This is a genomic window from Corticimicrobacter populi, assembly GCF_003123725.1.
GTDB classification, from domain to species: domain Bacteria; phylum Pseudomonadota; class Gammaproteobacteria; order Burkholderiales; family Burkholderiaceae_B; genus Corticimicrobacter; species Corticimicrobacter populi.
Window position 1 is genome coordinate 132,148 of the sequence record NZ_QETA01000003.1, and the last position, 26,944, is coordinate 159,091.

Here is a 26,944-nt window from a genome sequence, read left to right on the forward strand (position 1 = left end):
GCAGGCAGGCGCGTTATTGTCCATTGGGAGAAAAGTGAATCAGGACCACGCCATCACGTCCGCCCTCGAGCGCACGCTGAGCCAGCTCCCCCAGGTCGAGACCCGGTTCGCGAAGGCGCTGATTGACCACACGCAACAGCATGGGCAGATTGGTGCCTGACAAAACCGTTGCCGCATGTCCGGCCGACATGGCGTCACGCACGGCCTCACAGGCGATATTGGTGGGTGTGGCACCCTGCACGTCGGTCAACACCAGCACACCCTGACCACTATCGACGGCAGCGATATCCGCAGCCAATCGGCGACTCGCCTGCGTGCAATCCTCATCAGGCCGGATATCGCGCAGCACCAGGGCTGCCTGGTCTCCGAACACATGCTGTATGCCCTCGCCCAGCGCAGCCGCAAGCGGCTGGTGGGCGACCAGCACCAGGCCGATCATTGAGCTGGCTCCGTCGTCGTTTCCAGAGCTGTTTCCAGCGCATCGACAAACATTCCCGCCACGTCAAAGCCGGTCTGCTCCGTGATTTCGACAAAGCACGTCGGACTGGTCACGTTGACTTCGGTCAGGCAATCGCCAATGATATCCAAACCCACCAGCAGCAAACCACGCGCAGCCAGTATCGGTCCCAGCGCCGTTGCGATTTCCATGTCCCGAGCGGTCAACGGCTGGGCGACACCACGGCCGCCTGCCGCCAGATTGCCGCGGGTCTCGCCCGCCAGCGGAATACGTGCCAGTGCATACGGCACGGGTTGGCCACCGATCAGCAGCACGCGCTTGTCGCCCTGCACGATTTCGGGAATATAGCGTTGCGCCATGATGCTGCGCGTACCGTCATGGGTCAGCGTTTCCAGGATGGCATTCAGATTGGGCTCCTGGCGCTGCAGGCGGAAAATACCCATGCCGCCCATGCCATCGAGCGGCTTGACGATCACATCGCCATGCACGGCATGGAATGCCCGGATCCTGGCAGGATCGCGGCTGACCAGTGTCGGCGTCGTGAAACGGGCGAACTCTGTGATGGCCAGCTTCTCGGGATGATTACGGATAGCCGCCCCGGCATTGAATACCCGGGCCCCCTGGGCCTCGGCATATTCGAGCAGGTGCGTGGCATACACATATTCCATGTCGAACGGTGGATCCTTGCGCATGATGACTGCATCAAAGGCCGACAGTTCAAGATCATCTGCGGACGATGTCTCGCGCCACCAGTCATGACCATGCAGGTCAGCCCCATCGACCAGCTCAATGCCGGTCACACTGGCCATGACGGTCCCGCCATCGATGAACAGATCGCCCTGGCCCGCCACGCTGATCCGGTGTCCACGTGCAGCCAGGCTGCGCATCATGGCCACGGTCGAGTCCTTGTAAGCCTTCAGGCCAGGCAGCGGATCCAGAATGATTAGTACATGCATCGTCTTAACTCTCGAAAAAGAAAAAAGCCCGCCTGCTGAAACAGCGGCGGGCTGCAGGAAATGGCCGCATTGCACCGAATCGTCGTCATGCAGCCGGCACCTGACCAGGCTGGCGGCTCAGGAGGCCGCGCTGTCGCCCTTGCCAGGCGCTTTCTTGCGAGGTGCCAGAACCATGACCATCTGACGACCTTCGAGCTTGGGCATGGCCTCGACCTGTGCCAGTTCGACCAGATCATCACGCACGCGCTCAAGCACTTTCATGCCGAACTCCTGGTGAGCCATTTCGCGACCGCGAAAACGCAACGTCACCTTGGCCTTGTCACCATCATCGAGGAAGCGCTTGAGGTTACGCAGTTTGACCTGGTAATCGCCCTCGTCGGTGGCAGGACGGAACTTGACTTCCTTGACCTGGATCACCTTTTGCTTGGAGCGGGCTTCCTGCTGACGCTTCTGCTCCTGGTAACGGAATTTGCCGTAGTCCATGAGGCGACACACCGGCGGCTCCGCAGTCGGCGCGATCTCTACAAGATCCACTTCATTCTGTTCGGACAGCCGGAGCGCCTCGACAGTCTTGACGACGCCCAACTGTTCCCCCTCGATACCGATCAGGCGTACCTCGGGGACACGGATCTCACCATTGATGCGATGTTTCTTTTCGGTTGCGATGTTAACGACTCCCTGAAAAATAAAAGATAAAGCGGGTATCAGACTGCAATACCCTTTCGGCCGATTGTAGCCGAGTTAGGCGCGGTTGCCGCCGCTGGCGACATCCTCTGCCAGGTGCGCCTCGAAAGCCTCCAGCGACATCACGCCCAGATCTCCGCCGCCACGCACACGCACTGCCACCTGGCCGGACTGACGCTCCTTGTCACCTACGACCACGATATACGGAATCTTCTGCAGACTGTGTTCGCGCACCTTGTAGGTAATTTTTTCGCTGCGCACATCAACCTTGACGCGGAAACCCTTTTCTTTCAAGTGCTTGAATACCTGCTCGGCATACTCTGCCGAAGGCTCGGAGATGCAGCAGACTACCGCCTGCACCGGCGACAGCCAGGTCGGCAGCGCACCACTGTAGTGTTCCAGCAAAATGCCGGTGAAACGCTCCAGCGAACCAAAGAAGGCACGGTGCAGCATCACGGGCCGTTCACGCTGTCCGTTTTCCGCAACATACTCGAGCCCGAAGCGCTCGGGCAGGTTGAGGTCGACCTGCAGCGTGCCGCACTGCCAGTCGCGGCCAATCGCATCACGCAACACGAACTCCAGCTTGGGGCCATAGAAGGCACCTTCGCCGGGATTCAACTGGTAGCTCAGCCCCATGCCGTCCAGCGCGCTCGACAGCGCCCCCTCAAGACGATCCCAGAGTTCATCGGATCCGATCCGATTGGCTGGACGGGTCGACAGCTTGATGGTCACGTCATTGAAACCGAACTGGCGATAAATCCCCAGCGTCAGGTCAATCACGTGGCGACACTCCTCTTCCATCTGACCAGGCGTACAGAAAACGTGCGCATCATCCTGAGTGAAATGACGCACCCGCATCAGACCATGCAGCGCTCCCGAAGGCTCGTAGCGGTGCACTTTGCCGAACTCAGCCATGCGCAGCGGCAGATCACGGTAGCTGCGCAGGCCATGGCCGAACAGCGATGCCGCACCCGGGCAGTTCATGGGCTTGAGAGCGAAGATGCGTTCATCCTCGGTCTGCGTGGTGAACATGTGGTCGCGGTAGTTGCCCCAGTGCCCGGAAACTTCCCACAGGCAACGGTCCATGACGTCAGGCGTATTGACCTCGACATAATCCGCCTCGTTGTGACGCTGGCGCATATAGCTGATCAATTGCTGGAACAGCGTCCAGCCATTAGGATGCCAAAACACGGCTCCCGGTGCCTCTTCCTGGAAGTGAAACAGGTCAAGCTCACGCCCCAGCTTGCGGTGGTCGCGTTTCTCGGCTTCCTCCAGCATGTGCAGATAGGCATCCTGGTCTTCCTTGGTCGCCCAGGCCGTACCGTAGATCCGCTGCAGCATTTCATTGTTGCTGTCGCCACGCCAGTAGGCACCGGCCACCTTCATCAGCTTGAACACCTTGAGCTTGCCGGTGGAAGGTACGTGGGGGCCACGACACAGGTCGATGAAATCGCCCTCGCGATACATGCTCAGCACCTGATCCTCGGGGATCGATTCGATGATCTCGGCCTTGTAGTCCTCGCCGATGCCCTTGAAAAATGCGACGGCATCGTTGCGGGTCCAGACTTCACGCTGCACCACTTCGTCCTTCTTGGCAAGTTCGTGCATGCGTTTTTCGATCTGCTCCAGATCCTCGGGCGTGAACGGGCGCTCATAGGCAAAATCGTAGTAGAAACCGTTGTCGATCACCGGGCCGATGGTGACCTGCGCATCAGGGAACAGATCCTTAACCGCATAGGCCAGCAGGTGGGCCGTGGAGTGACGCAGCACGTCCACACCATCACGGTCCTTGGCGGTGATGATGGCCAGATTCGCATCCTGTTCGATCAAATGGCTGGTATCGACCAGCCGGCTGGTTCCGTCGGCTCCGGACACGCGCCCGGCAAGGGCGGCTCGCGCCAGGCCCGCACCGATGGATTGCGCCACATCAGCCACGGTCACCGGGCCGGGATACTGGCGTTGCGAACCATCTGGAAGAGTAATCTGCACCATTTTCAAATTTCCTGGGCGTGTCGCCCGCAACAAAAATTCAGCCAATTTCCGACACCCATGCACCGGAAACGAAAAACGCGGCCTGGGCCGCGTTCTGGATCACTTTGTGGAACCCCAGACTTTACATTGCCTGACGACTCACTCCACGACAAACGCGACTAGCGGGCATGCCCGCAAGTAGTTCGTTGTGTCGTCAGAATGCGCATGGTGTCAGCCAAGAATATCCGGTATCCAAAGGAATCATCATTTCTTTTGATCATACCATATGCACAGCTTTAATCGACTATGTTTTGCCAATTGTCAATGCCGATGTGGCGCGACGGGCACACACCTGCAATAATCGTCGATCCTGACCGAGATGAAAACGCCATGCCACCTGTCCTGCCTGCCTCCCTGATTGCACGGTCACTGTTGGTTCTGATCCTGCTGGCCGGCGTCTATTTTTTCAGCGGTTTCGTCGTGCCGGCACTCGCCGCGCTCATCATCGGTTTTGCAAGCTGGCCCCTGTACCAACGCTGGCTACGCGTCTGCCGCGGCAACAACACCCTGGCTGCCAGCGGTGCCCTGCTGCTGATCTGCGTCGTACTGGTCCTGCCGCTGTCGCTGGCATTGTCCTATGCCATCAAGGAAGCCAGTTCCTTCATTGGCTGGCTGGTCGATGCCAACCGCAACGGCGTGGATGTGCCACAGTGGATCACCGATCTGCCGATCATCGGTGCGCGCCTGGCAGCCTATTGGGTCGATCACCTTGGCGAACCCAATGCTCTGGGCGACTGGGTACAACTACTGAGCGGCCAGCATCTCGGCAATATCTACCGCATGGCGCTCTCGGCCACCGGCAATGTCTTTCACCTGGCGCTAACCGTCCTGTTCATGCTGATCACGCTGTTCTTTGTCTACAAAGACGGTGCCCACATCGCACGCCAGCTTGATATTCTGGGTGAACGCATCCTGCCGGACCGCTGGCAGCGTTTTTCGCGCGTCGTGCCGGCCACCATCGGTTCGACTGTCACGGGCATGGGTCTGATCGCCATCGGCGAAGGCGTAGTGCTCGGCATTGCCTACTGGTTGGCCGGCGTGCCTTCACCCGTGCTGCTGGGCGTGATTACAGGCTTCATGGCACTGATCCCGGGCGGGGCACCCCTGTCCTTCACGCTGGTATCGCTTTATCTGGTCGGTTCGGGACACGCCGTGGCTGGGCTGGCCCTGTTTGCCTGGGGGTCGATCGAACTCTTCATCGTAGACAAGACATTGCGTCCTCGTCTGGTGGGCGGCCCGGTCAAGCTGCCCTTCCTGCCAACATTCTTCGGGCTGGTCGGCGGCGTACAGACCATGGGATTCGTCGGACTATTCGTCGGCCCGGTCCTGATGGCGCTGCTGGTCGCCATCTGGCGGGAATGGCTGCATCAGGAAACATCTACGCCACCCAAAACCAGCTGACCCAGAACCTCATCAGCAACCTCTGATTTGCCCAAAAATCAGCGGCCACAGACATGCCCGGCGCATCCGGGCATGTCTGTGGCAATCTCTCAGTCCAGATCGTTGGCCAGCTTGGCCGCCAGACCGATATAGCTGCGCGGGGTCATGTCGAGCAGGCGCTGGCGAGCCTCGTCGGGCAATGCCAGACCTTCGATGAACTCACGCAATGCCGGACCAGTGATCCCCTTGCCACGCGTCAGCGCCTTGAGCTGTTCGTAAGGTTGCGGCAGGCCGTAGCGACGCATCACGGTCTGCACCGGCTCAGCCAGTACTTCCCAGCACTGGTCGATATCGTCATCGATGGCCTGCGTATTGATCTCGAGCTTGCCCAGACCGCGCAGGCAGGCATCCCATGCCACCAGGCAATAGCCAAAGGCCACGCCCAGATTGCGCAGCACCGTAGAGTCGGTCAGGTCGCGCTGCCAGCGCGATACCGGCAGCTTTTCCGAAAGATGACGCAGCACGGCATTGGCCAGGCCCAGGTTGCCCTCGGAGTTTTCGAAGTCGATGGGATTGACCTTGTGCGGCATGGTAGACGAGCCGACCTCGCCCTCTTTCAGGCGCTGCTTGAAATAGCCCAGCGAGATATAGCCCCAGACATCACGATTGAGGTCGAGCAGGATAACGTTGGCGCGTGCCACAGCATCGAACAGGACCGCCATCCAGTCATGTGGTTCGATCTGGATGGTATGGCGGTTCTGGGTCAGCCCCAACCCCTCGAGGACCTGACCGGAAAAGCGCTGCCAGTCGATCTCGGGATAGGCAGACAGATGTGCGTTGTAGTTACCGGTAGCACCATTGAGCTTGGCCAGCGGCACGACCTGTTCGATATCGGTGATGGCGCGCTGCAGGCGCACCGCAACGTTGGCGAATTCCTTGCCCAGTGTCGTCGGACTGGCCGGCTGGCCGTGCGTGCGCGACAGCATGGGTTGCGCAGCATGAGTGGCGGCCAGATCACGCAGCGTATCCGACAGGCGGCGCAGGACCGGCAGCACGGCTTCGTCGCGGGCACGCGTCAGCATCAGCGCATGGGAGGTATTGTTGATGTCTTCAGAGGTGCATGCAAAATGAATGAACTCGCCAGCCGCAGCCAGTTCAGGAATATCCGCCACCTTTTCCTTGAGCCAGTATTCGACCGCCTTGACGTCGTGATTGGTCACGCGCTCGATTTCCTTGATGCGTGCCGCATCGAGTTCGGAAAAATCAGCCACCAGTTGCTGCAGGCGCTTGCGGGCCTGTGCGCCAAACGGCGGCAGCTCAGGCAGTCCGGCATCGGACAGGGCGACCAGCCATGCCACTTCGACCTCGACCCGATGCGCCATGAAACCCGCTTCGGACAGCAGTCCGCGCAAGGCATGACCACGCGCAGCGTAGCGCCCGTCCAGAGGAGACAAGGCATTGAGGGAAGTAAGATCGGAAACGAGTTGCATGATAGTCAGAATGAGACAGTGAAATGCGCAGTCTCTGCGCACAGGCGGTTGATAAGAATCATGTGGATTCTAGCATTGCGCCCCGCATGCCCCTTCGGACTTGTCAATTCGAATTAATTTGGTGTGGCATTGAGACACGCTATCAAGATCCTCCTGCTATACTTCGCGCGCCTTCCGTTTTTATGATGTGTGCCATGAAACTGCTTGGTTCGCTTACCAGCCCTTTCGTCCGCAAGGTGCGGATCGTAATGGCGGACAAGAAACTCGACTACCAGTTCGAGCTGGAAGACGTATGGTCCGCCGACAGCGCCATCCAGCAATTCAATCCACTGGGCAAGGTGCCCTGCCTGGTCATGGAAGACGGTACCGCGCTGTTCGATTCGCGCGTGATCGTCGAGTACCTCGATACCCTGTCTCCGGTCAGCCGGCTGATCCCGGCCTCCGGACGTGATCGCGCCCAGGTCAAATGCTGGGAAGCATTGGCCGATGGACTGCAGGAAGCGGCCGTCGCCATCCTTGTCGAGCAGACCCAGCGCACCTCGCGCCAACGCAGCGCCAGCTGGATCACGCGCCAGCAGGCCAAGATCGATGCCGCGCTCGATGCCATGGAAAAAGACCTCGGTGAACTGAGCTTCTGCACCGGTATCAGCTATACCCTGGCCGATGTCGCCGTCGGCTGCGCCCTTGGCTATCTCGACTTCCGTTTCCCCGAGCTTGACTGGCGCCAGAACCGCCCCGCCCTGTCGCGCCTTTACGACAAGCTGCTGACACGCAGTTCTTTCAGCGACACCACACCGCCGCCTGCGGTCTGAAACACACGACACGAACTGCCGGCTGCGCACCTGCAGGTCGACGCGCAGCCGGGCAGCCCGAATAAAACTGGCCCAGGCGGCGGTATCCTGCCGCTTGGGCCAGTTTATTCAGACCACCGATGTTTATTACTCGATGATTCCGCCCCCCAGGCAGATGTCGCCGTCATACAGCACGGCCGACTGCCCTGGCGTAACCGCCCACTGAGCCTCATCGAACGACAGCGAGAACGCACCACCCGACTCAACCGCCAGAGGCTGCAACATGCATGCTGCATCAGCCTGGCGATAGCGCGTCTTGGCAGCATAGCGTCCGGATACGGGCATGTGCCCGGCAACCCAGCTGACCTGCCCGGCCTGCAAGGTATGCGTTTGCAGCCAGGGATGATCATGTCCCTGCGCCACATACAGCACATTGTGCTGCATATCCTTGCGCACCACATACCAGGCATCGGCCGTGCCATCGGCCGCCTGCCGTCCCTTGATGCCGCCTACCCCCAGCCCCTTGCGCTGGCCGAGCGTGTAGAACGACAGCCCGACGTGCTCGCCAACCTGCTGGCCATCCGGGGTCAGCATTGGTCCGGGTGCGGTCTGCAGATAGCGTGACAGGAATTCGCGAAAGGGCCGCTCGCCAATGAAGCAGATCCCGGTGGAATCTTTCTTGGCCGCGTTGGGCAGTCCGATTTCGCGTGCCAGCCTGCGCACTTCAGTCTTTTCGATTTCCCCCAGCGGAAACAGGGTGCGCGACAGCTGCGCCTGATTCAGTCGATGCAGGAAATAACTCTGGTCCTTGGAGGCATCGAGCGCCTTGAGCAACTGATGCTGCACGCCGCCATCCACCTCCACCGCACGCACCCGGGCATAGTGACCCGTGGCGATCAGGTCGGCTCCCAGTGTCATGGCATGATCAAGGAACGCCTTGAACTTGATCTCGGCATTGCACAGCACGTCCGGATTCGGCGTACGGCCTGCCGAATATTCACGCAGGAATTCGGCGAACACGCGTTCCTTGTACTCCGCCGCGAAATTGACTGCTTCGATATCCACCCCGACCAGATCGGCCACGCTCGCCGCATCAAGCCAATCCTGGCGCGATGAGCAGTATTCGCTATCGTCGTCATCTTCCCAGTTCTTCATGAACAGACCGATGACTTCGTAGCCCTGCTGCTTGAGCAGCCAGGCCGCAACCGACGAGTCGACCCCGCCGGACATTCCGATCACCACCCTGCCTTTGCTGCGTGCCTGTGTCTTCATGTGCGGCACTCAGACGATCTTGCCGGGATTGAGCAGGTTATCGGGATCGAACGCCAGTTTGAGGCTGCGCATGAGTTCCAGCGCAGCCGGATCGAATTCGTCCTGCATGAACTGCATCTTGTGCATGCCGATGCCATGCTCGCCCGTGCAGGTACCGCCGACCTCGATGGCCTGGCGCACGATCGCATGGTTGATTTCCTCGGACAGCTTCCACTCGGCAGTATCTTCCGGGTCGAGCAACATCAGGACATGATAGTTGCCATCGCCGACATGGCCGACGATGGTATAGGGAAACGGAGCCTGCTCCAGCAGACGGGCTGCCGCACCGACCGAATCGGCCAGACGCGAGATCGGCACGCAGACATCGGTCGTGCTGGAACGACAGCCCGGACGCGACTGCACGCCCGCAAAATAGGCATTGTGCCGTGCTGTCCACAGGCGACTGCGGTCTTCGGGCCTTTCGGCCCATTCGAAGTCATGACCGCCATGCTCGCGTGCCAGGTCCTGCACCACCTCGGCCTGCTCCTTGACGCCCTCGGGGCTGCCATGGAATTCGAACAACAGCATGGGGCTTTCGCGCAGGGACAGCTTGCTGTACTGGTTGACCGTGCGCACGGCATTGGCATCCATGAATTCGACGCGCGCCACCGGCACACCCATCTGGATGGTATCGATCACGCACTTGACCGCGCTGTCGAGCGTATCGAAGGTACAGATTGCCGCCGACACGGCTTCGGGCTGGGGATAAAGACGCACCGTGACCTCGGTGATGATGCCCAGGGTGCCCTCACTGCCCACGAAGATGCGGGTCAGATCATAGCCGGCAGACGACTTGCGGGCTCGTCCGGTGGTGCGCAGTACTCGCCCATCCGCCGTCACGACCGTCAGGTTCACGACATTTTCACGCATGGTGCCGTAGCGCACCGCGTTGGTCCCGGACGCCCGCGTTGCCGCCATCCCCCCCAGGCTCGCATCGGCACCTGGATCGATCGGAAAGAAGAGGCCAGTATCACGAATCTCTTCATTGAGCTGCTTGCGCGTAACACCCGCCTGCACGGTCGCCGTAAGATCCTCGGCATTGACCGAAACAATCCGGTTCAGGCCCTGCAGGTTGAGTGTCACTCCCCCCTGAATCGCCAGAAAGTGTCCCTCCAGCGAAGATCCGGCACCGTAGGGAATCAGGGGCACCTTGTATTGGCTACACAGTTTGGCAACCAGCACGACATCTTCGGTCGACTCGGCAAAGATGACGACATCGGGTGGCGTCACCGGGTACGGGGACTCATCACGGCCGTGATGCTCAAGGACGGCATCGGCCTGCGAGCAACGCGTGCCGAAATGACTGGCGAGCACGTCCAGCAGTTCCTGGGGAACGGGGCGGCGCACGGCCGCGTGGGTGTCTGACAGGTTCATGGGTCTGTGCACGGACGCGCTGTAGAGACAACGTCCGATTATGGCGATGAAGAATAATCCGACAGTTTAATGCCTGCTGCCATGCTTGTCGCAGGCCCGGTGTACCCAGAGTGCAGTTCCGGTCAGAAACGACACCGGATTGCAATATGGGCCACCGCCAGGCCGAGTCAAATCACTTGCCGGCGCTGGTCACGCGATTGCGCCGCTCCCGGACAGCGGCAGCGAGGCTTTCCAGCACCGCGACCGAGGTATCCCAGTCGATGCAGCCATCGGTGATGCTCTGCCCATAGGTCAGCGACTGCCCGGGGGTTTGGTCCTGGCGGCCGGCCACCAGGTGGCTTTCAACCATCAGACCGATAATGCGGGTATCGCCACCAGCGACCTGAGCCGCCACATCGGCAGTGACAATCGGCTGGTTCTCGGGTTTTTTGCTGCTGTTGGCATGACTGACGTCGATCATCACACGCTGCGCCAGACCGGACTTGGCCATATCCTTGCAGGCCGCTTCCACACTGGCTGCATCGTAATTGGGCTGCTTGTCGCCACCGCGCAGGATGAGATGACAGTCCTCGTTGCCTCCGGTCGACACGATCGCGGAATGTCCGCCCTTGGTGACGGACAGGAAGTGGTGCGGCTGCGAGGCAGCCTTGATCGCATCGACGGCAATCTTGACCCCCCCGTTGGTCCCATTCTTGAAGCCGACCGGACACGACAGGCCCGACGCCAGTTCACGATGTACCTGGCTTTCGGTGGTACGTGCACCAATGGCCCCCCAGGCCACCAGATCGGCAATGTACTGCGGGGTAATCATGTCCAGAAACTCGCAGCCCGCCGGCATGCCCAGCTCATTGATTTCCAGCAACAGTTCGCGTGCCACACGCAGACCCTTGTTGATATTGAAACTGCCGTCCAGATCGGGATCGTTGATCAGGCCTTTCCAACCAACCGTGGTACGCGGTTTTTCGAAATAGACACGCATGACGATTTCCAGCTCGCTTCCCAGACGCTCACGTACCGCAATCAGCCGTCGGGCATATTCCAGCGCAGCCTGCGTATCGTGAATCGAGCATGGTCCGATTACCACCGCCAGGCGATCATCCATGCCATGCAGGATGCGATGCAGTTCCTGGCGCGACTTGTGGACTACGGTCGAGGCCCTCATGCTGCAGGGAAACTCGCGCATCACATGCGCGGGCGGTGCCAGCTCTTTGATTTCACGGATTCGAATATCGTCGGTATTGTGCAACACGAAAAACTCCTGGTAGGGTCGGCACATCGAGTGCCTGCTTGTCATACCCCGTACCGTCGGTCTGGCGGCACAAAAAAAGCCGCCAGTGCTGGCGGCTTTTCGAGGAAACTTGAACTATCAGTTCGAGTAAGGCGTATCCCTTCCCTCCGCCAGCGGCATTGGAAATCCAAAAAAATAAAAATAAAAGGATACGCGGTTCGAAATCATGAAAACATGCTACCAGCATCGACGCATCTGCGCAAATCGGTCACGCTCAATCCGACTCTTCGATCCACAGCATCTGGATCGCTTCCAGGATTTTCTCATTGCTGCGGTCCGGCACATCATCAAAATCCGGCAACTCAGTCACCCAGCGATGCAGGTCGGTAAAGCGGATAGTGCGCGGATCCACATCGGGATGGGCATCCACCAGAGCAAAGGCAATCTCTTGGCTATCGGTCCATTTCATGATCCGCCCTCCTCAGTGATTTTCCTTGGCATGGTTGATGGTATAGCGCGGGATTTCGACAATCAGGTCTTCCGAGCCGATCTTGGCCTGGCAGGACAGCCGCGAAGTCGGCTCCAGCCCCCAGGCACGATCCAGCATATCCTCTTCGGTATCACTGGCCTCATCGAGAGAATCGAAACCCTCGCGAACCACCACGTGGCAGGTTGTGCAGGCACAGGAAAGCTCGCAAGCGTGCTCGACCTCGATATCGTGGTCAAGCAGCACACGGCATACCGAAACCCCTGCGGGCGCGTCTTCGATCACGGCACCGTCCGGGCAGAAATCGGGATGGGGCAATACAGTCAGCTTGGGCATAGTATCAGGAAAGAATATCGTCAACCGCACGCCCGGCCAGCGCTGCACGGATACTGCGATCCATGCGGCGGGCGGCGAAGGCATCGGTCGCCTGGGTCAATTGCTCGATCGCAGCCCGCACACGGGCTGTATCGTCCATGAGATCGCATTGACGCGCCGCATTGAGCGCGTCATCCACGGCAATCCGCTCTTGCGCATCCAGCAGGTCGGCATCAACCTGCAGCGCAGCGTCGACGGATTCTACCAAACGGCGGGCATCCACCTGTGCCTCGCGCAGCATCCGTGCCTGCGCATCCGCATCGGCCTGCGCCATGCCATCCGCCAGCATGCGGGCAATCTCGTCATCGGACAGGCCATAGGACGGCTTGACGCTGATCGTGGCCTGCACCCCTGTGCTCAGTTCTTGCGCAGACACGTTGAGCAGACCATCGGCATCTACCTGGAACGTGACACGGATACGCGCAGCGCCGGCAGTCATGGGCGGAATGCCACGCAGTTCAAAGCGTGCCAGCGAGCGGCAGTCCGAAACCAGTTCCCGCTCGCCCTGTACCACATGGAAGCTCATGGCTCCCTGGCCATCCTTGAAGGTGGTGAACTCCTGTGCCCGGGCTACGGGAATGGTACTGTTGCGCCCGATGATGCGCTCGACCAGCCCCCCCATCGTCTCGATACCAAGAGACAATGGGATCACATCAAGCAGCAGCCAGTCATCGCCCGGCGCATGATTGCCCGCGAGCAGATTGGCCTGCAAGGCCGCACCCAGCGCCACGACCTTGTCAGGATCCAGTTCCGTGAAGGGCGGCCTGCCAAAGAATACCTCGACGGCCTGCCGCACGACCGGCATGCGCGTAGCCCCGCCCACCATGACTACGCCCTTGATATCAGCCACCTGAAGCGCAGCATCACGCAGGGCACGCCGCACCCATTGCAGGGTACGCTCGATCAATGGCTGGGCCAGCGCATGGAAAACAGCGCGGGTCAGGGTGCAATGCACGGCACGACCAGATACCAACACGGCCTCAAAAACAGCACTGTCGCTGTCAGTCAGGGACTCGCGCACACGGCGGGCCTCGATCAGCAACTGCTTGCGTTCTTCATGGGAAAGTGCAGCAGCAGCACCTGACTGGGCCAGCACATGCTGCACGATGGCGGCATCGAAGTCATCTCCGCCCAGCGTCGTATCGCCTCCTGTGGCAATGACCTCGAACACCCCCTTGCTCAAGCGCAGGATGGAAAGATCGAAGGTGCCCCCACCCAAGTCATAAACAGCGTAGATGCCTTCGGCCTGGTGATCCAGTCCATAGGCAATCGCCGCCGCCGTCGGCTCATTGAGCAGTCTCAGCACATTCAGACCGGCCAATTGCGCTGCATCGCGTGTCGCCTGGCGTTGTGCATCATCAAAATAGGCAGGCACCGTAATGACGGCCCCTACCAGATCCCCGCCAAGGGCAGCCTCGGCGCGCTCGCGCAGGACGCGCAGAACCTCTGCCGAAATTTCGACAGGCGTCCGTGGTCCCTGCACCGTCTGCACGCGTGCCATGCCCTCGCCTTCCGCAAAGGCATAAGGTGCATTGACGGCATGTGCATCCTGGGCCGAACGTCCCATGAAACGCTTGAACGAGGCAATGCGAGTCTGTTTCCTGCCCGTCCCTTCGGCCAATGCCTCCCAGCCCACACGTACCGAACCATCATCGAGATAAGCTACCACCGACGGCAGCAACCCGCGCGCCTGCGCATCGTTCAGTATTTCGGGCTGACCACTACGCACCGAGGCAGCCAGCGAATGCGTGGTGCCCAGATCAATGCCGACTGCCAGCGAACGCTGATGGGGAGCCGGCGACTGGCCGGGTTCGGAGATTTGCAACAACGCCATAAAAAATACCTTATCAGAGCAACCGCCCTAGGCCTCCAGATCCGACATGGCCTGTTCCATCCGTTCGAGGAACATCCATTCGCGCACACGGGCTGCCGCCGTCTCGTAATCCTGCTGCTTATCCAGCAAGTTCGCCACGTCCGACTGAATATCCGCCTCGGCCTGCGCCAGAGTCTGGCGCAAAACTGCAGCCGCTTCGGTCGAAGGCTGTTCGCGCAACTCGTCGAGGGCTTCGCGCCATTCCATCTGCTGCATCAGGAAGGCCGGCCGCATGGCAGTATTGGTTTCCACCTGCAGATCAACACCAGCCTGTTCGCACAGATAGCGGGCGCGCGACAGCGGTGAGCGCAGGCAGCGATAGGCCTCGTTGATACGGGAGGCCCATTGCATGGCTACGCGTTTTTCGGCGGGGCCCGCTGTCGCGAATCGATCCGGATGCACACGCGCAGCCGCCTGACGCCAGGCAGCATCAAGCACGTCGCGGTCCAGGGCAAAGGCCGGCTTCAGGCCAAAATACGAAAAATAGTCTTCCTGCGTCAAACGCTACACCGTGAACGACTCGCCGCAACCGCAAGTCGCCTTTTCGTTGGGGTTGCTGAACTTGAATCCTTCGTTCAGTCCCTGGCGCTCGTAGTCGAGCTGCGTGCCATCCAGGTAGGGAAGACTCTTGGGATCGATGAATACCTTGATGCCATGACTTTCGAACACCTGATCCTGACCATCGGCCTCATCGACGTATTCCAGCTTGTAGGCCATGCCCGAACATCCCGTCGTGCGCACCCCCACCCGCAGCCCGATGCCCTTGCCGCGTTTCTGGAGATAGCGCCCGATATGCTCGGCCGCCCGTGATGTCAGCGTGACCGACATGATACTCACCCGCGCTTGTTGCGATAATCCTCGACCGCCGCCTTGATGGCATCTTCGGCCAGGATGGAGCAGTGCACCTTGACAGGAGGCAATGCCAACTCTTCGGCGATATGGGTATTGCGGATGCTCAGCGCCTCATCGAGTGTCTTGCCCTTGACCCATTCCGTCACCAGCGAACTGGAGGCAATTGCCGAACCACAGCCGTAGGTCTTGAACACGGCATCCTGAATGATGTCGTCGGGACCGACCTTGATCTGCAGCTTCATCACGTCGCCACAGGCCGGGGCACCGACCATGCCGGTTCCGACATTTTCATCGCTTTTGTCGAAGGCACCCACATTGCGGGGGTTTTCGTAATGATCCAGGACTTTATCGCTGTATGCCATGATCGTGCTCCTTGCTTGTTTTGTTGATGCCGTTGGCCTGCGCGTATCCGCGCATCAATGCGCCGCCCACTGGACGCTGTCGAGATCGATGCCTTCCTTGGCCATTTCCCACAGCGGCGACATGTCGCGCAGCTTGCCAACACGGGCCTTGAGCAGCTCGATGGCAAAGTCCACGTCCTGCTCGGTATTGAAGCGCCCGAGTGTAAAACGGATCGAGCTGTGCGCCAATTCATCGTTGCGGCCCAGTGCGCGCAATACGTAGGAAGGCTCCAGGCTGGCCGAAGTGCAGGCCGAGCCACTGGAAACAGCCAGTTCCTTGATCGCCATGATCAGCGACTCGCCCTCGACGTAGTTGAAGCTGACGTTGAGGTTATGGGGGATGCGTTGCTGGGTATCGCCATTGAGATAGACCTCTTCGATCTGGGACAGCCCGGCCCACAGCCGATCTCGCAGCGCACCGATACGCACACGCTCCTCGGCCATTTCCTCGCGGGCAATCCGGAATGCCTCACCCATGCCGACAATCTGGTGCGTCGCCAGCGTGCCCGATCGGAAACCACGTTCATGGCCGCCACCGTGCATCTGTGCCTCGAGACGGATACGTGGCTTGCGACGCACATACAGTGCACCGATGCCCTTGGGGCCATAGATCTTGTGCGCGGAAAACGACATCAGGTCGACCTTGAGCGCCTGCAGGTCGATCTCGACCTTGCCGGCGGATTGCGCGGCATCGACGTGAAAGACGATACCCTTTTCGCGGCAGATTTCACCAATCGCGGCAATGTCCTGAATGACACCAATCTCGTTGTTGACATGCATGACCGACACCAGAATGGTATCTGGACGCAGCGCCTGACGGAAAGCGTCGAGATCCAGCAGGCCGTTCTCCTGAACATCGAGATACGTCAATTCGAAGCCCTGACGCTCCAACTCCCGACAGGTATCCAAAATGGCCTTGTGTTCGGTCTTGACCGTGATGATGTGCTTGCCGCGCCCCGAATAGAAGTGTGCTGCGCCCTTGAGGGCCAGATTGTCGGACTCGGTGGCACCTGAGGTCCAGATGATCTCGCGGGGATCGGCATGAACCAGTTCAGCCACCTGCACGCGCGCCTGCTCAACAGCCTCTTCCGCCTCCCAGCCATAGGCATGGCTGCGCGAGGCAGGATTGCCGAAGTGCTCGTACAGCCAGGGCACCATTTTGTCGACCACGCGAGGATCGACAGGCGTAGTGGCGGAGTTGTCAAAGTAAATCGGTTTGCTCATGACTCTGTTCCTGCTGCAAAAATGTATACAGTAATGTGCCGTTAAGCGATGACCTGCGTAGCCGGCTGGCGGACAGCACGACGCGTACGTGGCTTGGCAACGACAGCAGACTTCTGCTCCTGTTGCACCGTGGCCTCCTTGAGATCGCGCATGCGCTGCTGATCAACCAGATCCTGCAGCGAAACGGAATCAAGGTAATCGACCATCTTGCGATTGAGTGTTGCCCAGAGTTCATGCGTCATGCACTTGCCCATCTTTCCATCGGCACCCTGAGTACAGTTACCCTTGCCACCGCAATTGGTGGCATCAAGGGGTTCATCCACGGCAAAGATGATATCTGCAACGGTCACGTGACGCGCCAGCTTGGCCAGCGTATAGCCGCCACCCGGACCGCGCATGCTCTCGACCAGCTCATGTCGCCGCAGCTTGCCAAAAAGCTGCTCCAGATAGGACAGCGATATATTCTGGCGGCCACTGATCGCGGCCAGCGTCACCGGCCCGCTGTGCTGGCGCAAGGCCAGATCAATCATGGCAGTCACGGCAAAACGGCCTTTGGTTGTCAAGCGCATATTTGGCTCCCTTTTAACACCCTAGCATTCCCAGCAAATAAAAAACCAGCAATACCCGAGCAATTAAGTCAAGTATAGCCGGTTTCCGACAAATTTACTAGGGATTTACCCACAAAAAACCGCGCAGCGCGCGGTTCGGGACTCAGCAGGAGAAGCTCAGGCCGCCTGGTACTGAAGCACCCGTTTGCGGATCTGCTCCAGTACGCCCTGACAGGCATCCTCGATGTAGTCGAGCACCTTGCCAAAGCCCTCAACACCACCGTAATACGGATCGGGCACGGTTGCTTCTTCGAACTCATTGGCGTAGCGCATCAACAGGTTCAGCTTGTGCAGGTAGGACTTGGGGCAGCGCTGGCGTAACGCTGTCAGATTATCCCAGTCCATGACCAGAATCATGTCGGATTCGGCAAAGTCTTCCGCCGAGATCTGACGGGCTTCGCAGTGCGTAATTTCGTAGCCACGCTTGCGGGCAGCTGCCTGCGCACGCGCATCAGGTGCCTCACCGATATGATAATCGTGGGTACCTGCGGAATCCACCAGAACGGCCTCAGACAGACCCGCCTCGTCGATCATGCGACGAAACACGCTTTCTGCACTGGGAGAACGGCAGATATTACCTGTACTAACGAAAAGAACCTTGGTCATCATGGCCGTAAGTGTGCGGGAAAACACCTAACAAGGCAAGCACTTTTTAAGCCTGAGAATCACCAGAAACACCATCAAAAGAAGGATTTTATACAAACAAAAACAAATAGTTATCGAGCGGCATATCAGCCTGCCACCCAAGCCTCTACGCCCAAACGGCAGACCATGCCCTCCACCCCTTTCTTTGCAATAAAACGACACTACCAGCCACAAAAATCCATTTGCGCCAATCTATGCGCACGTATCCGCTATGCCAGCAGGACACGCACCTTGAGTGCCTGCAAGGCGTCGCGTGCAGCCGCTGCCTGCTCGAACTCCAGGTTGCGGGCATGCTCCTGCATGGCCTTTTCAAGCCGCTTGATCTCGCGCGCGAGCGCCTTCTCGTTACCCGCCAATTCCGCCAGATTGTCCGGCACCGAAACGGCAGCAGTCGTTTCCCGCGAATCGATCACGCCATCGATGAGATCCCTCACTTCCTTGTGCACACCTTGGGGTGTAATACCATGCTCCGCATTGAAAGCCACCTGTACCTGACGACGACGCTCGGTTTCCGCCAGCGCACGCTGCATCGATCCCGTGACCCGATCCGCATAGAGAATAGCCCTGCCGTGCAGGTTGCGTGCAGCCCGGCCAATTGTCTGGATCAGGCTGCGCTCGGAACGCAGGAATCCTTCCTTGTCCGCATCCAGAATCGCCACCAGCGACACTTCGGGGATATCCAGCCCCTCACGTAACAAGTTGATCCCCACCAGGACATCAAACACGCCCAACCGCAAGTCACGGATAATCTCCACCCGTTCGACCGTATCGATATCAGAATGCAAATAGCGCACTCGGATGCCATGCTCACCCAGATAGTCTGTCAGGTCTTCGGCCATGCGCTTGGTCAGGGTGGTCACCAGCACACGCTCCTGCACAGCGACCCTCTGTCGGATCTCACCCAACAGATCATCCACTTGCGTCAGCGCAGGACGTACTTCCACCACAGGATCGACCAACCCGGTCGGCCGTACCACCTGCTCAATCACGGCATCGGCATGCTGCGCCTCGTAATCGGCAGGCGTCGCGGAAATGAAAACAGTCTGGCGCATGCGCACTTCGAACTCTTCCATCCGCAAGGGGCGATTATCGAGTGCCGATGGCAACCGGAAGCCATACTGAACCAGCGTTTCCTTGCGCGACCGGTCCCCTTTGTACATGGCACCCAACTGCCCTATCGTGACGTGGCTTTCATCAATGAACATGAGCGCATCGACCGGCAGATAATCGATCAGTGTCGGCGGGGGATCGCCTGGTGCAGCCCCTGAAAGATGCCTGGAATAATTTTCGATCCCCTTGCAGAAACCCAGTTCCTGCAGCATCTCCAGATCGAAACGCGTACGCTGCTCAAGCCGCTGCGCTTCCACGAGATGGCCGCCGGCCACCAGAAAACCTACCCTTTCGCGCAACTCATCCTTGATGCTTTCGATGGCCCTCAGAACCGTTTCCCGCGGCGTCACATAATGCGATCCCGGATATACCGTAAAGCGTGGCACCCTCTGGCGCACTCGACCGGTCAGCGGATCGAACAGGTCCAGGCTCTCGATTTCATCGTCAAACAGGGTCAGGCGCAATGCCAGTTCCGCGCTTTCGGCAGGATAGATATCGATGGTCTCACCCCGTACCCGGAACGTCCCACGCGTGAAATCGACATCGTTACGGGTGTACTGCATGGCGACGAGCCGGGCCAGGATCTCTCGACGCGGTACCTGATCCCCCGCACGCAGGATCAACACCATCGCATGATAATCACCCGGATTGCCGATACCATAGATGCACGACACCGTACCGACAATGATGGTGTCACGCCGTTCCAGCAGGCTCTTGGTGGCCGACAGGCGCATCTGTTCGATGTGCTCATTGACAGAGGAATCTTTCTCGATGAAAAGGTCCCGCGTCGGCACGTAGGCTTCGGGCTGGTAGTAATCGTAATACGACACGAAATACTCGACGGCATTACGAGGAAAGAACTCTCGCATCTCTGCATAGAGCTGCGCCGCCAGCGTCTTGTTGGGTGCCAGCACCAGCGCAGGACGCCCCAGCCGGGCAATCACGTTAGCCATGGTGTAGGTCTTGCCTGAACCCGTCACCCCCAACAGGGTCTGGGCCATCAGGCCATCGCTCACGCCCTCGACCAGTTGACCGATGGCACGCGGCTGATCACCAGCCGGTGGATAAGGCTGGTACAGGTGAAAAGGACTATCCGGAAAATCGACGAAGCCAGGAGCGCTCATGCTAGACTTTTGACTGGACGCAAACTTTCTATTATCCATGTCAGGCAAGACAGCGTCCACCCGCCTGCCATACCCAAATCAAGCTGACGATATCATGAGCTCCCTCTTCGCTTCGGTAGAACTTGCTCCCCGTGATCCCATCCTGGGCCTGAACGAACAGTTCAAGGCCGACACCCGCTCCAACAAGGTCAATCTCGGCGTTGGCGTGTACTACGATGACGAAGGACGCATCCCTCTGCTGGAGAGCGTGCGCAAGGCCGAAACCGCATTGCTGGCGGATGCCGCCGCACGCAGCTACCTGCCCATCGAAGGGATCGGCAGCTACAACCAAGGTGCCCAGAAGCTGCTGCTCGGTGCCGATGCACCGCAAATCGCCGAAGGCCGCGTGCTGACGGTTCAGGCGCTGGGCGGTACCGGCGCACTCAAGATCGGTGCCGATTTCCTGCGCAGCCTGCTGCCGCAAGCCCGCGTTGCCATCAGCAACCCCAGTTGGGAAAACCATCGCGCGCTGTTCGAGCGGGCCGGCTTCCCTGTCGAAACCTATGCCTACTATGACGCCGAAACCCACGGCCTCGATTTCGAAGGCATGAAGGACTCACTCAACGCACTGCCCGAGCAATCCATCGTCGTGCTGCACGCATGCTGCCACAACCCCACAGGTGTTGATCCCACGCTGGCTCAGTGGCAAGAGATCGCCTCCATCGTCAAGGCCCGCAATCTGGTGCCCTTCCTCGACATCGCCTACCAGGGCTTTGGCGACGGACTGGCCCAAGATGCCGCTGTGGTGCGCCTGTTTGCCAACGCCAATATCAGCATGCTGATCAGCTCGTCATTCTCCAAGTCGTTCTCGCTCTATGGTGAACGCGTGGGTGCCCTGACGCTGGTCACCGCTTCGGCCGACGAGGCGACCCGGGTGCTGAGTCAGGTCAAGCGCGTAATCCGCACCAACTATTCCAACCCGCCCATCCATGGTGGTTCCGTCGTGTCGCGCGTCCTGAACAACCCGGAACTGTTCCAGCTCTGGGAAGATGAGCTGGGTGGCATGCGTGACCGCATCCGTGAAATGCGCCACCAACTGGTCGAAAAACTGCGTGACCGTGCCCCCGACCATGATTTCAGCTTCGTGCTGACACAACGTGGCATGTTCTCCTACTCCGGCCTCAATGCGGAACAGGTCGAACAATTGCGTGCAGAGCATGGCATCTACGCCGTCTCCAGTGGTCGCATTTGCGTGGCGGCACTCAACAGCGGCAATATTGACTATGTCGCCAGCGCCATCGCGACTGTTCTGAAGTAAACCAGAACAAACGTCCGATATGCGAGGGGCCTTTTTTGCCGGAATTCCGGTAAAAAAGGCCCCTGTTTCATTCCTGCCCCCCTTAAGACTGAGTGAGCTCCTCGCCCCGAAGATTGAATTGCTGTATATTTATACAGATTCAACTCTGGAATTTTGCACATCATGGCCCTCAAGCTGACCGCCCGCCAGCAGCAGATCCTGGACCTGATCCGCGCAACGATCGCCCAGACAGGCTTTCCCCCCACGCGTGCAGAAATTGCACAGACACTCGGTTTTCGCTCTGCCAACGCGGCCGAAGACCATCTTCGCGCCCTGGCCCGCAAGGGAGCTATCACCCTGACGGCAGGGGCCTCGCGGGGCATTCGCCTCAACACTCCCGACACCCGTCCGGAACCACAAAGCAGTGCCAGCCACGACATGCACCCTGTGCGTGCCGCCCTGTCTGCCCTCGTCCTGCCACTGGTCGGACGTGTGGCCGCCGGGCACCCCATCCTGGCCACGGAACACATTGACCGGGAAATCACCGTCGATCCCGGTCTTTTCAGCCAGACGCCGGACTATCTCCTCAAGGTGCGTGGCCTCAGCATGCGTGATGCCGGCATCCTCGAAGGCGACCTGCTGGCCGTCAAGCGCAGCAGCGAAGCCCGCAACGGCCAGATCATCGTGGCACGCATTGATGACGAAGTCACGGTCAAGCGTCTGCACCGCACGTCTACACAAATCGAGCTTCTGCCGGAAAATCCTGATTTCGAACCCATCATCATCACCGCAGGTAGCGATGACGGGCATGCATCACCCGCGTTTTCGATCGAAGGTATCGCAGTCGGCCTGATTCGCACCTAAAATCAGGGTTTACAAGCCGATACCCCTTTCTGCCATGCCCCTGGATTCCGAACCCCGCAACGGGGACTATGCCAGCTATATCGACGCACTCGTCAATCGCCAGACAACCGCGCCCGGCCAGACAGCAAGACGGCCCCAGACAGGTGCAGCCAAGACACGCAGTCAGTTCCCTGACATGCCCTCCTCGCTGCCTCCCCAGCCCGCCCCTCTCCCGACAGGAGGCAGGCCTGCCAGACAAGCAGCACCCCGCCATGAGCGTCCGGCAACACCGCCCGCACCTGCCAACCAGCCATCAGACACGCCTCAGCCCACCCTGGCAGAGCTTGCCACAAAGCGGCGTGGCGGTCTGGTCATGATGCTGATCGGTATTGCAGCCCTGATCAAGGGTTTTGATTTCGCCTCCAATGTTCTGCTTTATCAGCAATTCAGCGAACTGATCCCCATGTTCGTACTGCTGCTCATCGGCAGTCAATTCTTCCAGCGCGGACGCGACCTGCGCCGCCAGGGAAAACTGCCGGACTGAATCCCCGCCTGCCGTATCTGCCTCAATCTGGCCGCGCTGTTAACATCACACCCTGTTTTTTCATACGGAATGTCTGTCCATGCATCGAAAACTCGAAGCCCGCATCGTTAACGACCTGCTCGGCTCCACGCTGCCCCTGCCTTCCTATGCCACCGACGGTTCTGCCGCCATGGATTTGCGCGCCTGCACAACAGAGCCCGTGACGCTGGTCGCAGGAGGTCGCACCCTGGTCAAGACCGGTCTGGCCATCAATATGATGGACCCAGGACTGGTTGCCATCGTTGCTTCGCGCTCAGGGCTCTCGCTCAAGCATGGCGTCCGTGTGGCACAGGGTATCGGCGTGATCGATGCCGACTATCATGGAGAGATCGCCGTCATCCTGGCCAACGACAGTCAGGATGACTACATCATCCAGCCCGGCGAACGCATTGCCCAACTGATGTTTCAGCCTGTCGTACAGGTATCACTGCACCTGGTTGACCAATTCTCCACCGATACAGACCGCGGCGAAGGTGGCTTCGGCAGCACCGGCAAGCAGTAGCTTCGGCCAACCGGTCACAGGACTGGCGGCGGCAGTTGCTCGAATAATGCCGCCGCTCCGATCATGCTCCGGCAACCAGCCTTGCCCAGACCGGCGCATGATCGGAAGGCTGCTCGTTACCTCGCGGTCCTTTGTCGATTTCGCTGGCCACGCAACGCTCGACCAGGGCCTGCGTCAGCAGGATATGATCGATTCGCAGGCCCGCATTGCGCCTGAATCCGAACTGACGGTAATCCCACCAGCTGAATGATTTCTCCGGCTGCTCGAACAGACGAAACGCATCACTCAGGCCCAGCCCCAGCAAATCCTGGAATGCTTGCCGCTCGGGCACCGACACCAGCACCTGGTCAGCCCATTTTTCAGGATTGTGCACATCCTCGTCCGCCGGCGCGATGTTGTAATCTCCCAGCAACGCCAATTGTGGATAACGCGCCAGTTCCGATTTCAGCCAACGCTGGAGCGCTGCGTACCAGGCCAGCTTGTAGACGTACTTGTCGCTCTCGAGCGACTGGCCATTAGGGCAGTAGGCACAGATCACACGCATCTCGCCACCAGCACCATCCGGCAATGTCGCTGAAATCACACGCTGCTGGCTGTCTTCGTAGCCAGGGATATTCTTGATGACGTCACGGCCCGGCTCCCGGGAAATGATCGCCACACCGTTATAGGTCTTCTGACCGCTCCAGCAGGCGTGATAACCCGCATCAACAAAGGCCTGCAACGGAAAATTCTCGTCTGTCAGCTTGAGTTCCTGCAGGCACAGCACATCGGTTTCACTGGCAGCCAGCCAGTCCAGCACCTGAGGCAGGCGCACCTTGAGGGAATTGACGTTCCAGGTGGCAATTTTCATAGACACAAAACCTTTTTCTTTCTTCGATACCAGGCCAGAGCAACACATTGCACGGCCACAACATACAAGCCACCTCGCTTGTCACCAGCTATCCACACGATCTGTGGATATCTTTGTGGATGGCTCGGGCACATGTTGGCGAAACCATGTCGGTATGCGTATCCGGCACAGCCTGCTCAATGCCTGAGCAGGCTGTGCCGGACATTTCACAAAATGGATACCCGAGGTGTAACATTAGCCTATTTCCCCATCCCGCGCAGCGGCTGCCGCCTGCGCTACGAACCCGTATTCACCATGACCGACATCTCTCTCAAAGAACGCATCAGCTCTGCCGTGAAGGACGCCATGCGCGCCCGCGCCTCCGAACGTCTCGGCACCTTGCGCCTGCTGCAGGCCGCCATCAAACAAAAGGAAGTGGACGAACGCCGCGAACTGAGTGATGCCGACATCACAGCAATCCTGGAGAAACAGGTCAAGCAACGCCGCGAGTCGGTCGCTGCCTATGAACAGGCTGGACGCACAGAAACCGCTGCCCAGGAGCGTGCCGAGATCACGGTCCTGCAGGAATTCCTGCCCCAGGCGGCCAGCGCGGAAGAAATATCCGCCGCCATTGACGCCGCCATTGCTGCCGCCACGGCCCAGGGCGTCAGCGGTGCCCCCGCCATGGGTGTGATCATGGCAGAACTCAAACAGAAACTGGCTGGACGTGCCGATATGGGCGCGCTGTCCAAGGACGTCAAGGCACGCCTCTGAGGCATCCATCCTGTGCACCTCAAATCCATACGCAGCGTGGATATACTGACAACAGAGCGTACGCAGATGATATACTAGGCGACAAGATGATGTGCATCACCGCATATCCGGCTGCATATTGAGTGCAGTCCCGCCTTGCCGGATCCCGCTGCAGGTCCGGCATCAACCTCCCCTTTCCCACCGCCGCTGTCCAGTCTGCGGTGCCAGGTTACAGCGCCTGGCGCAGGCACCGACACGTACGCCCGTTTTGTTTTCGAGCCCGTGCCGCACCCGGATGCCCAGGGAATCGTAGCGACGTCTTGCCTCGCTGCCGGGGATATTCAGAAGGAAAAGCATCATGGCCAAAGAAGAACTCATCGAATTCAACGGCACCGTCGACGAAGTGCTGCCCGACACCCGCTTTCGTGTCACGCTCGACAACGGCGTCTGCGTATCGGCTTATGCCTCGGGCAAGATGAAGAAACACCGCATCCGTATCTTGGCTGGCGACAAGGTCACGCTCGAAATGTCACCCTATGATCTCACCAAGGGGCGTATCAGTTTCCGCCACAAAGTCGAGCGCACTGGCGCACCGGCACCGCAACATCGCCCCGGTGGCCGTCACTGATCAAACAGGCTCATCTGGCGGGTCACCGCACCGGGTTCCTGAAAACTGCTCATGCCGACCCCTGCCAACCTGTAGAGCGTGCGAGGTGGCTGCTCCACCCGCCGCAACAATTGCTCAATCGCCAGATACAGCCGCTCTCCGGAATCAAGGGTACCCGTGAAGCTCTGACTGCGCGTCAACACTCGGAAGCGGGCCGTCTTGAGCTTGAGCACGACCGTCCGGCCAAATAGTCCCTTGCGCACAGCCTGTGCCCAAAGTTTGTCACACATCCTACGCAGCGGAAGCTGCAAGGCGTCCAGGTTCAGATCGCGCTCAAATGTTTCCTCTACCGAGACCTGTTGCACCGCCTGAGCAGACTCCACCGGCCTGAAATCCAGACCATGGGCACGATCCAACAGTTTGCCACCGAAACGGCCAAATAATTTTTCCAGCTCCATCCGGTCATGTTGCCGCACATCGCCGGCAGTCTCTATGCCCAACTCGGACAACCGCTGTCGGGTCACCTTGCCGACCCCTGGAATCTTGCCTACTGGCAATTGCAGCATGAAAGCATCGACATCCCTGGGACGAATGACAAACAAACCATCAGGCTTGTTCCAGTCCGACGCAATCTTGGCCAGGAACTTATTGGGTGCCACGCCGGCAGATGCCGTCAGCCCGGTTTCTTCACGGATCTCACGGCGAATCATCTCGGCCACCTCCGTCGCCGAAGCCAGCCCGCGCTTATTGAGGGTCACATCAAGGTAGGCCTCGTCCAGCGACAGTGGCTCGACCAGATCGGTATAACGACCAAAAATAGCCCTGACCTGCTGTGACACTGCACGATAACGCCCAAAATCAGGCGGTACGAACACCGCCTGAGGGCACAGAGCCGCAGCGCGCAGGGCCGACATGGCAGAGTGCAACCCGAAGCGACGCGCCTCGTACGAGGCCGCACAGACCACCGAGCGCGGCCCTTCCCAGGCCACCACGACCGGACGTCCGCGCAGCGATGCATCGTCACGTTGCTCGACCGAAGCATAGAAGGCATCCATATCGACATGAATGACTTTGCGCAACGCCATGTCAGGGATCATTTTTTTACCCGCAACGATCCGGATGCACGTATGCTTGGCGTGGCCTTGCACAG

Annotated in this window: 28 protein-coding genes; 8 read left to right on the top strand and 20 right to left on the bottom strand. The window is 59.4% G+C overall.

Features of this window, described 5'->3' with window-relative positions; translation table 11 throughout:
• Positions 1 to 13: 13 nt before the first annotated feature.
• The 4 genes from DD235_RS08580 to thrS all read right to left on the bottom strand — a co-directional run bounded on the left by DD235_RS08580 (position 14) and on the right by thrS (position 4,089).
• Positions 14 to 439 (bottom strand): PTS sugar transporter subunit IIA, encoded by a 426-nt coding sequence (locus DD235_RS08580; RefSeq protein ID WP_109061663.1) that lies wholly within the window; start codon positions 437 to 439, stop codon positions 14 to 16.
• Complete coding sequence (gene gshB / locus DD235_RS08585; protein ID WP_109061664.1) at positions 436 to 1,413, bottom strand: glutathione synthase; 978 nt, start codon at positions 1,411 to 1,413, stop codon at positions 436 to 438. Before gshB ends, DD235_RS08580 begins: the two co-directional genes overlap by 4 nt.
• A gap of 117 nt (positions 1,414 to 1,530) precedes the next feature.
• Complete coding sequence (gene infC / locus DD235_RS08590) at positions 1,531 to 2,100, bottom strand: translation initiation factor IF-3 (protein WP_239990106.1); 570 nt, start codon at positions 2,098 to 2,100, stop codon at positions 1,531 to 1,533.
• A 54-nt stretch (positions 2,101 to 2,154) separates the two neighbouring features.
• Complete coding sequence (gene thrS, locus DD235_RS08595) at positions 2,155 to 4,089, bottom strand: threonine--tRNA ligase (RefSeq protein ID WP_109061666.1); 1,935 nt, start codon at positions 4,087 to 4,089, stop codon at positions 2,155 to 2,157.
• A 369-nt stretch (positions 4,090 to 4,458) separates the two neighbouring features.
• On the opposite strand from thrS, the gene DD235_RS08600 reads away from it, so the two are divergent.
• Entirely contained in the window at positions 4,459 to 5,529 is a 1,071-nt protein-coding gene (locus DD235_RS08600) for an AI-2E family transporter (RefSeq protein WP_109061667.1), read from the top strand.
• An 89-nt stretch (positions 5,530 to 5,618) separates the two neighbouring features.
• On the opposite strand, the gene purB is transcribed toward DD235_RS08600, so the two are convergent.
• Positions 5,619 to 6,998 carry an adenylosuccinate lyase gene (purB, locus tag DD235_RS08605; protein ID WP_109061668.1) on the bottom strand — a complete coding sequence of 460 codons (1,380 nt, stop codon included), beginning with the start codon at positions 6,996 to 6,998 and terminating at the stop codon, positions 5,619 to 5,621.
• A gap of 194 nt (positions 6,999 to 7,192) precedes the next feature.
• Between purB and DD235_RS08610 the strand changes: the two genes are divergently transcribed.
• A complete protein-coding gene (locus tag DD235_RS08610; RefSeq protein ID WP_109061669.1) occupies positions 7,193 to 7,810 on the top strand; it encodes a glutathione S-transferase in 618 nt (205 codons plus the stop codon).
• 126 nt (positions 7,811 to 7,936) lie between these two features.
• Here DD235_RS08610 and mnmA read toward each other — a convergent pair whose 3' ends face one another.
• From mnmA to uvrB, 13 genes are all read right to left on the bottom strand, one after another.
• Positions 7,937 to 9,061, bottom strand: a complete 1,125-nt coding sequence (gene mnmA / locus DD235_RS08615; protein WP_109061670.1) for a tRNA 2-thiouridine(34) synthase MnmA — start codon at positions 9,059 to 9,061, stop codon at positions 7,937 to 7,939.
• 9 nt (positions 9,062 to 9,070) lie between these two features.
• A complete protein-coding gene (locus DD235_RS08620; protein WP_109061671.1) occupies positions 9,071 to 10,474 on the bottom strand; it encodes an FAD-binding oxidoreductase in 1,404 nt (467 codons plus the stop codon).
• A gap of 172 nt (positions 10,475 to 10,646) precedes the next feature.
• On the bottom strand, positions 10,647 to 11,723 hold the full coding sequence (gene aroG, locus DD235_RS08625; RefSeq protein WP_109061946.1) for a 3-deoxy-7-phosphoheptulonate synthase AroG: 1,077 nt from the start codon (positions 11,721 to 11,723) through the stop codon (positions 10,647 to 10,649).
• A 253-nt stretch (positions 11,724 to 11,976) separates the two neighbouring features.
• Positions 11,977 to 12,171 (bottom strand): Fe-S cluster assembly protein IscX, encoded by a 195-nt coding sequence (gene iscX, locus DD235_RS08630; protein ID WP_109061672.1) that lies wholly within the window; start codon positions 12,169 to 12,171, stop codon positions 11,977 to 11,979.
• A gap of 12 nt (positions 12,172 to 12,183) precedes the next feature.
• Positions 12,184 to 12,525, bottom strand: a complete 342-nt coding sequence (gene fdx, locus DD235_RS08635; protein ID WP_109061673.1) for an ISC system 2Fe-2S type ferredoxin — start codon at positions 12,523 to 12,525, stop codon at positions 12,184 to 12,186.
• 4 nt (positions 12,526 to 12,529) lie between these two features.
• Positions 12,530 to 14,398 (bottom strand): Fe-S protein assembly chaperone HscA, encoded by a 1,869-nt coding sequence (gene hscA / locus DD235_RS08640; RefSeq protein ID WP_109061674.1) that lies wholly within the window; start codon positions 14,396 to 14,398, stop codon positions 12,530 to 12,532.
• Positions 14,399 to 14,425: 27 nt separating this feature from the next.
• Positions 14,426 to 14,938, bottom strand: a complete 513-nt coding sequence (gene hscB, locus DD235_RS08645; protein WP_109061675.1) for a Fe-S protein assembly co-chaperone HscB — start codon at positions 14,936 to 14,938, stop codon at positions 14,426 to 14,428.
• A 3-nt stretch (positions 14,939 to 14,941) separates the two neighbouring features.
• Positions 14,942 to 15,265, bottom strand: coding sequence for an iron-sulfur cluster assembly protein IscA (gene iscA / locus DD235_RS08650; RefSeq protein WP_109061947.1), 324 nt, complete (start codon positions 15,263 to 15,265; stop codon positions 14,942 to 14,944).
• Between the two features lie 5 nt (positions 15,266 to 15,270).
• Entirely contained in the window at positions 15,271 to 15,651 is a 381-nt protein-coding gene (iscU, locus tag DD235_RS08655) for a Fe-S cluster assembly scaffold IscU (protein WP_109061676.1), read from the bottom strand.
• Between the two features lie 54 nt (positions 15,652 to 15,705).
• The gene (locus tag DD235_RS08660) at positions 15,706 to 16,914 is read right to left on the bottom strand and encodes an IscS subfamily cysteine desulfurase (protein WP_109061677.1); all 1,209 of its coding nucleotides are present in this window, start codon (positions 16,912 to 16,914) and stop codon (positions 15,706 to 15,708) included.
• A 41-nt stretch (positions 16,915 to 16,955) separates the two neighbouring features.
• Positions 16,956 to 17,483: a Fe-S cluster assembly transcription factor gene (locus tag DD235_RS08665; RefSeq protein WP_109061678.1), complete on the bottom strand. Its 528-nt coding sequence runs from the start codon at positions 17,481 to 17,483 to the stop codon at positions 16,956 to 16,958.
• A 156-nt stretch (positions 17,484 to 17,639) separates the two neighbouring features.
• Entirely contained in the window at positions 17,640 to 18,131 is a 492-nt protein-coding gene (locus DD235_RS08670) for a low molecular weight protein-tyrosine-phosphatase (RefSeq protein WP_109061679.1), read from the bottom strand.
• Between the two features lie 245 nt (positions 18,132 to 18,376).
• Positions 18,377 to 20,401, bottom strand: a complete 2,025-nt coding sequence (gene uvrB / locus DD235_RS08675) for an excinuclease ABC subunit UvrB (RefSeq protein ID WP_109061680.1) — start codon at positions 20,399 to 20,401, stop codon at positions 18,377 to 18,379.
• Positions 20,402 to 20,495: 94 nt separating this feature from the next.
• Here uvrB and DD235_RS08680 point away from each other — a divergent pair, with 94 nt between their 5' ends.
• The 4 genes from DD235_RS08680 to dut all read left to right on the top strand — a co-directional run bounded on the left by DD235_RS08680 (position 20,496) and on the right by dut (position 23,605).
• Complete coding sequence (locus tag DD235_RS08680) at positions 20,496 to 21,698, top strand: amino acid aminotransferase (protein ID WP_109061681.1); 1,203 nt, start codon at positions 20,496 to 20,498, stop codon at positions 21,696 to 21,698.
• A 162-nt stretch (positions 21,699 to 21,860) separates the two neighbouring features.
• Positions 21,861 to 22,541 (top strand): transcriptional repressor LexA, encoded by a 681-nt coding sequence (gene lexA / locus DD235_RS08685; protein ID WP_109061682.1) that lies wholly within the window; start codon positions 21,861 to 21,863, stop codon positions 22,539 to 22,541.
• A 34-nt stretch (positions 22,542 to 22,575) separates the two neighbouring features.
• On the top strand, positions 22,576 to 23,064 hold the full coding sequence (locus DD235_RS08690) for a hypothetical protein (RefSeq protein ID WP_109061683.1): 489 nt from the start codon (positions 22,576 to 22,578) through the stop codon (positions 23,062 to 23,064).
• 79 nt (positions 23,065 to 23,143) lie between these two features.
• Positions 23,144 to 23,605 carry a dUTP diphosphatase gene (dut, locus tag DD235_RS08695; protein WP_109061684.1) on the top strand — a complete coding sequence of 154 codons (462 nt, stop codon included), beginning with the start codon at positions 23,144 to 23,146 and terminating at the stop codon, positions 23,603 to 23,605.
• A 61-nt stretch (positions 23,606 to 23,666) separates the two neighbouring features.
• Here dut and xth read toward each other — a convergent pair whose 3' ends face one another.
• Positions 23,667 to 24,455, bottom strand: coding sequence for an exodeoxyribonuclease III (xth, locus tag DD235_RS08700; protein WP_109061685.1), 789 nt, complete (start codon positions 24,453 to 24,455; stop codon positions 23,667 to 23,669).
• Between the two features lie 294 nt (positions 24,456 to 24,749).
• On the opposite strand from xth, the gene DD235_RS08705 reads away from it, so the two are divergent.
• Positions 24,750 to 25,208 (top strand): GatB/YqeY domain-containing protein, encoded by a 459-nt coding sequence (locus DD235_RS08705; protein ID WP_109061948.1) that lies wholly within the window; start codon positions 24,750 to 24,752, stop codon positions 25,206 to 25,208.
• 337 nt (positions 25,209 to 25,545) lie between these two features.
• Positions 25,546 to 25,815, top strand: a complete 270-nt coding sequence (gene infA, locus DD235_RS08710) for a translation initiation factor IF-1 (protein WP_109061686.1) — start codon at positions 25,546 to 25,548, stop codon at positions 25,813 to 25,815.
• Here infA and dinB read toward each other — a convergent pair.
• A complete protein-coding gene (gene dinB, locus DD235_RS08715; RefSeq protein WP_109061687.1) occupies positions 25,809 to 26,879 on the bottom strand; it encodes a DNA polymerase IV in 1,071 nt (356 codons plus the stop codon). The genes infA and dinB overlap by 7 nt on opposite strands.
• Positions 26,880 to 26,944: the final 65 nt, after the last annotated feature.

Bases quoted from the DNA above. Each gene is read 5' to 3' on its own strand.
- DD235_RS08580 (WP_109061663.1), bottom strand. From the start codon at position 439: ATGATCGGCCTGGTGCTGGTCGCCCACCAGCCGCTTGCGGCTGCGCTG.
- gshB (WP_109061664.1), bottom strand. From the start codon at position 1,413: ATGCATGTACTAATCATTCTGGATCCGCTGCCTGGCCTGAAGGCTTAC.
- thrS (WP_109061666.1), bottom strand. From the start codon at position 4,089: ATGGTGCAGATTACTCTTCCAGATGGTTCGCAACGCCAGTATCCCGGC.
- DD235_RS08600 (WP_109061667.1), top strand. From the start codon at position 4,459: ATGCCACCTGTCCTGCCTGCCTCCCTGATTGCACGGTCACTGTTGGTT.
- purB (WP_109061668.1), bottom strand. From the start codon at position 6,998: ATGCAACTCGTTTCCGATCTTACTTCCCTCAATGCCTTGTCTCCTCTG.
- DD235_RS08610 (WP_109061669.1), top strand. From the start codon at position 7,193: ATGAAACTGCTTGGTTCGCTTACCAGCCCTTTCGTCCGCAAGGTGCGG.
- mnmA (WP_109061670.1), bottom strand. From the start codon at position 9,061: ATGAAGACACAGGCACGCAGCAAAGGCAGGGTGGTGATCGGAATGTCC.
- DD235_RS08620 (WP_109061671.1), bottom strand. From the start codon at position 10,474: ATGAACCTGTCAGACACCCACGCGGCCGTGCGCCGCCCCGTTCCCCAG.
- iscX (WP_109061672.1), bottom strand. From the start codon at position 12,171: ATGAAATGGACCGATAGCCAAGAGATTGCCTTTGCTCTGGTGGATGCC.
- fdx (WP_109061673.1), bottom strand. From the start codon at position 12,525: ATGCCCAAGCTGACTGTATTGCCCCATCCCGATTTCTGCCCGGACGGT.
- hscA (WP_109061674.1), bottom strand. From the start codon at position 14,398: ATGGCGTTGTTGCAAATCTCCGAACCCGGCCAGTCGCCGGCTCCCCAT.
- iscA (WP_109061947.1), bottom strand. From the start codon at position 15,265: ATGTCGGTCACGCTGACATCACGGGCGGCCGAGCATATCGGGCGCTAT.
- iscU (WP_109061676.1), bottom strand. From the start codon at position 15,651: ATGGCATACAGCGATAAAGTCCTGGATCATTACGAAAACCCCCGCAAT.
- DD235_RS08660 (WP_109061677.1), bottom strand. From the start codon at position 16,914: ATGAGCAAACCGATTTACTTTGACAACTCCGCCACTACGCCTGTCGAT.
- DD235_RS08665 (WP_109061678.1), bottom strand. From the start codon at position 17,483: ATGCGCTTGACAACCAAAGGCCGTTTTGCCGTGACTGCCATGATTGAT.
- DD235_RS08670 (WP_109061679.1), bottom strand. From the start codon at position 18,131: ATGATGACCAAGGTTCTTTTCGTTAGTACAGGTAATATCTGCCGTTCT.
- uvrB (WP_109061680.1), bottom strand. From the start codon at position 20,401: ATGAGCGCTCCTGGCTTCGTCGATTTTCCGGATAGTCCTTTTCACCTG.
- DD235_RS08680 (WP_109061681.1), top strand. From the start codon at position 20,496: ATGAGCTCCCTCTTCGCTTCGGTAGAACTTGCTCCCCGTGATCCCATC.
- lexA (WP_109061682.1), top strand. From the start codon at position 21,861: ATGGCCCTCAAGCTGACCGCCCGCCAGCAGCAGATCCTGGACCTGATC.
- DD235_RS08690 (WP_109061683.1), top strand. From the start codon at position 22,576: ATGCCCCTGGATTCCGAACCCCGCAACGGGGACTATGCCAGCTATATC.
- dut (WP_109061684.1), top strand. From the start codon at position 23,144: ATGCATCGAAAACTCGAAGCCCGCATCGTTAACGACCTGCTCGGCTCC.
- xth (WP_109061685.1), bottom strand. From the start codon at position 24,455: ATGAAAATTGCCACCTGGAACGTCAATTCCCTCAAGGTGCGCCTGCCT.
- DD235_RS08705 (WP_109061948.1), top strand. From the start codon at position 24,750: ATGACCGACATCTCTCTCAAAGAACGCATCAGCTCTGCCGTGAAGGAC.
- infA (WP_109061686.1), top strand. From the start codon at position 25,546: ATGGCCAAAGAAGAACTCATCGAATTCAACGGCACCGTCGACGAAGTG.
- dinB (WP_109061687.1), bottom strand. From the start codon at position 26,879: ATGGCGTTGCGCAAAGTCATTCATGTCGATATGGATGCCTTCTATGCT.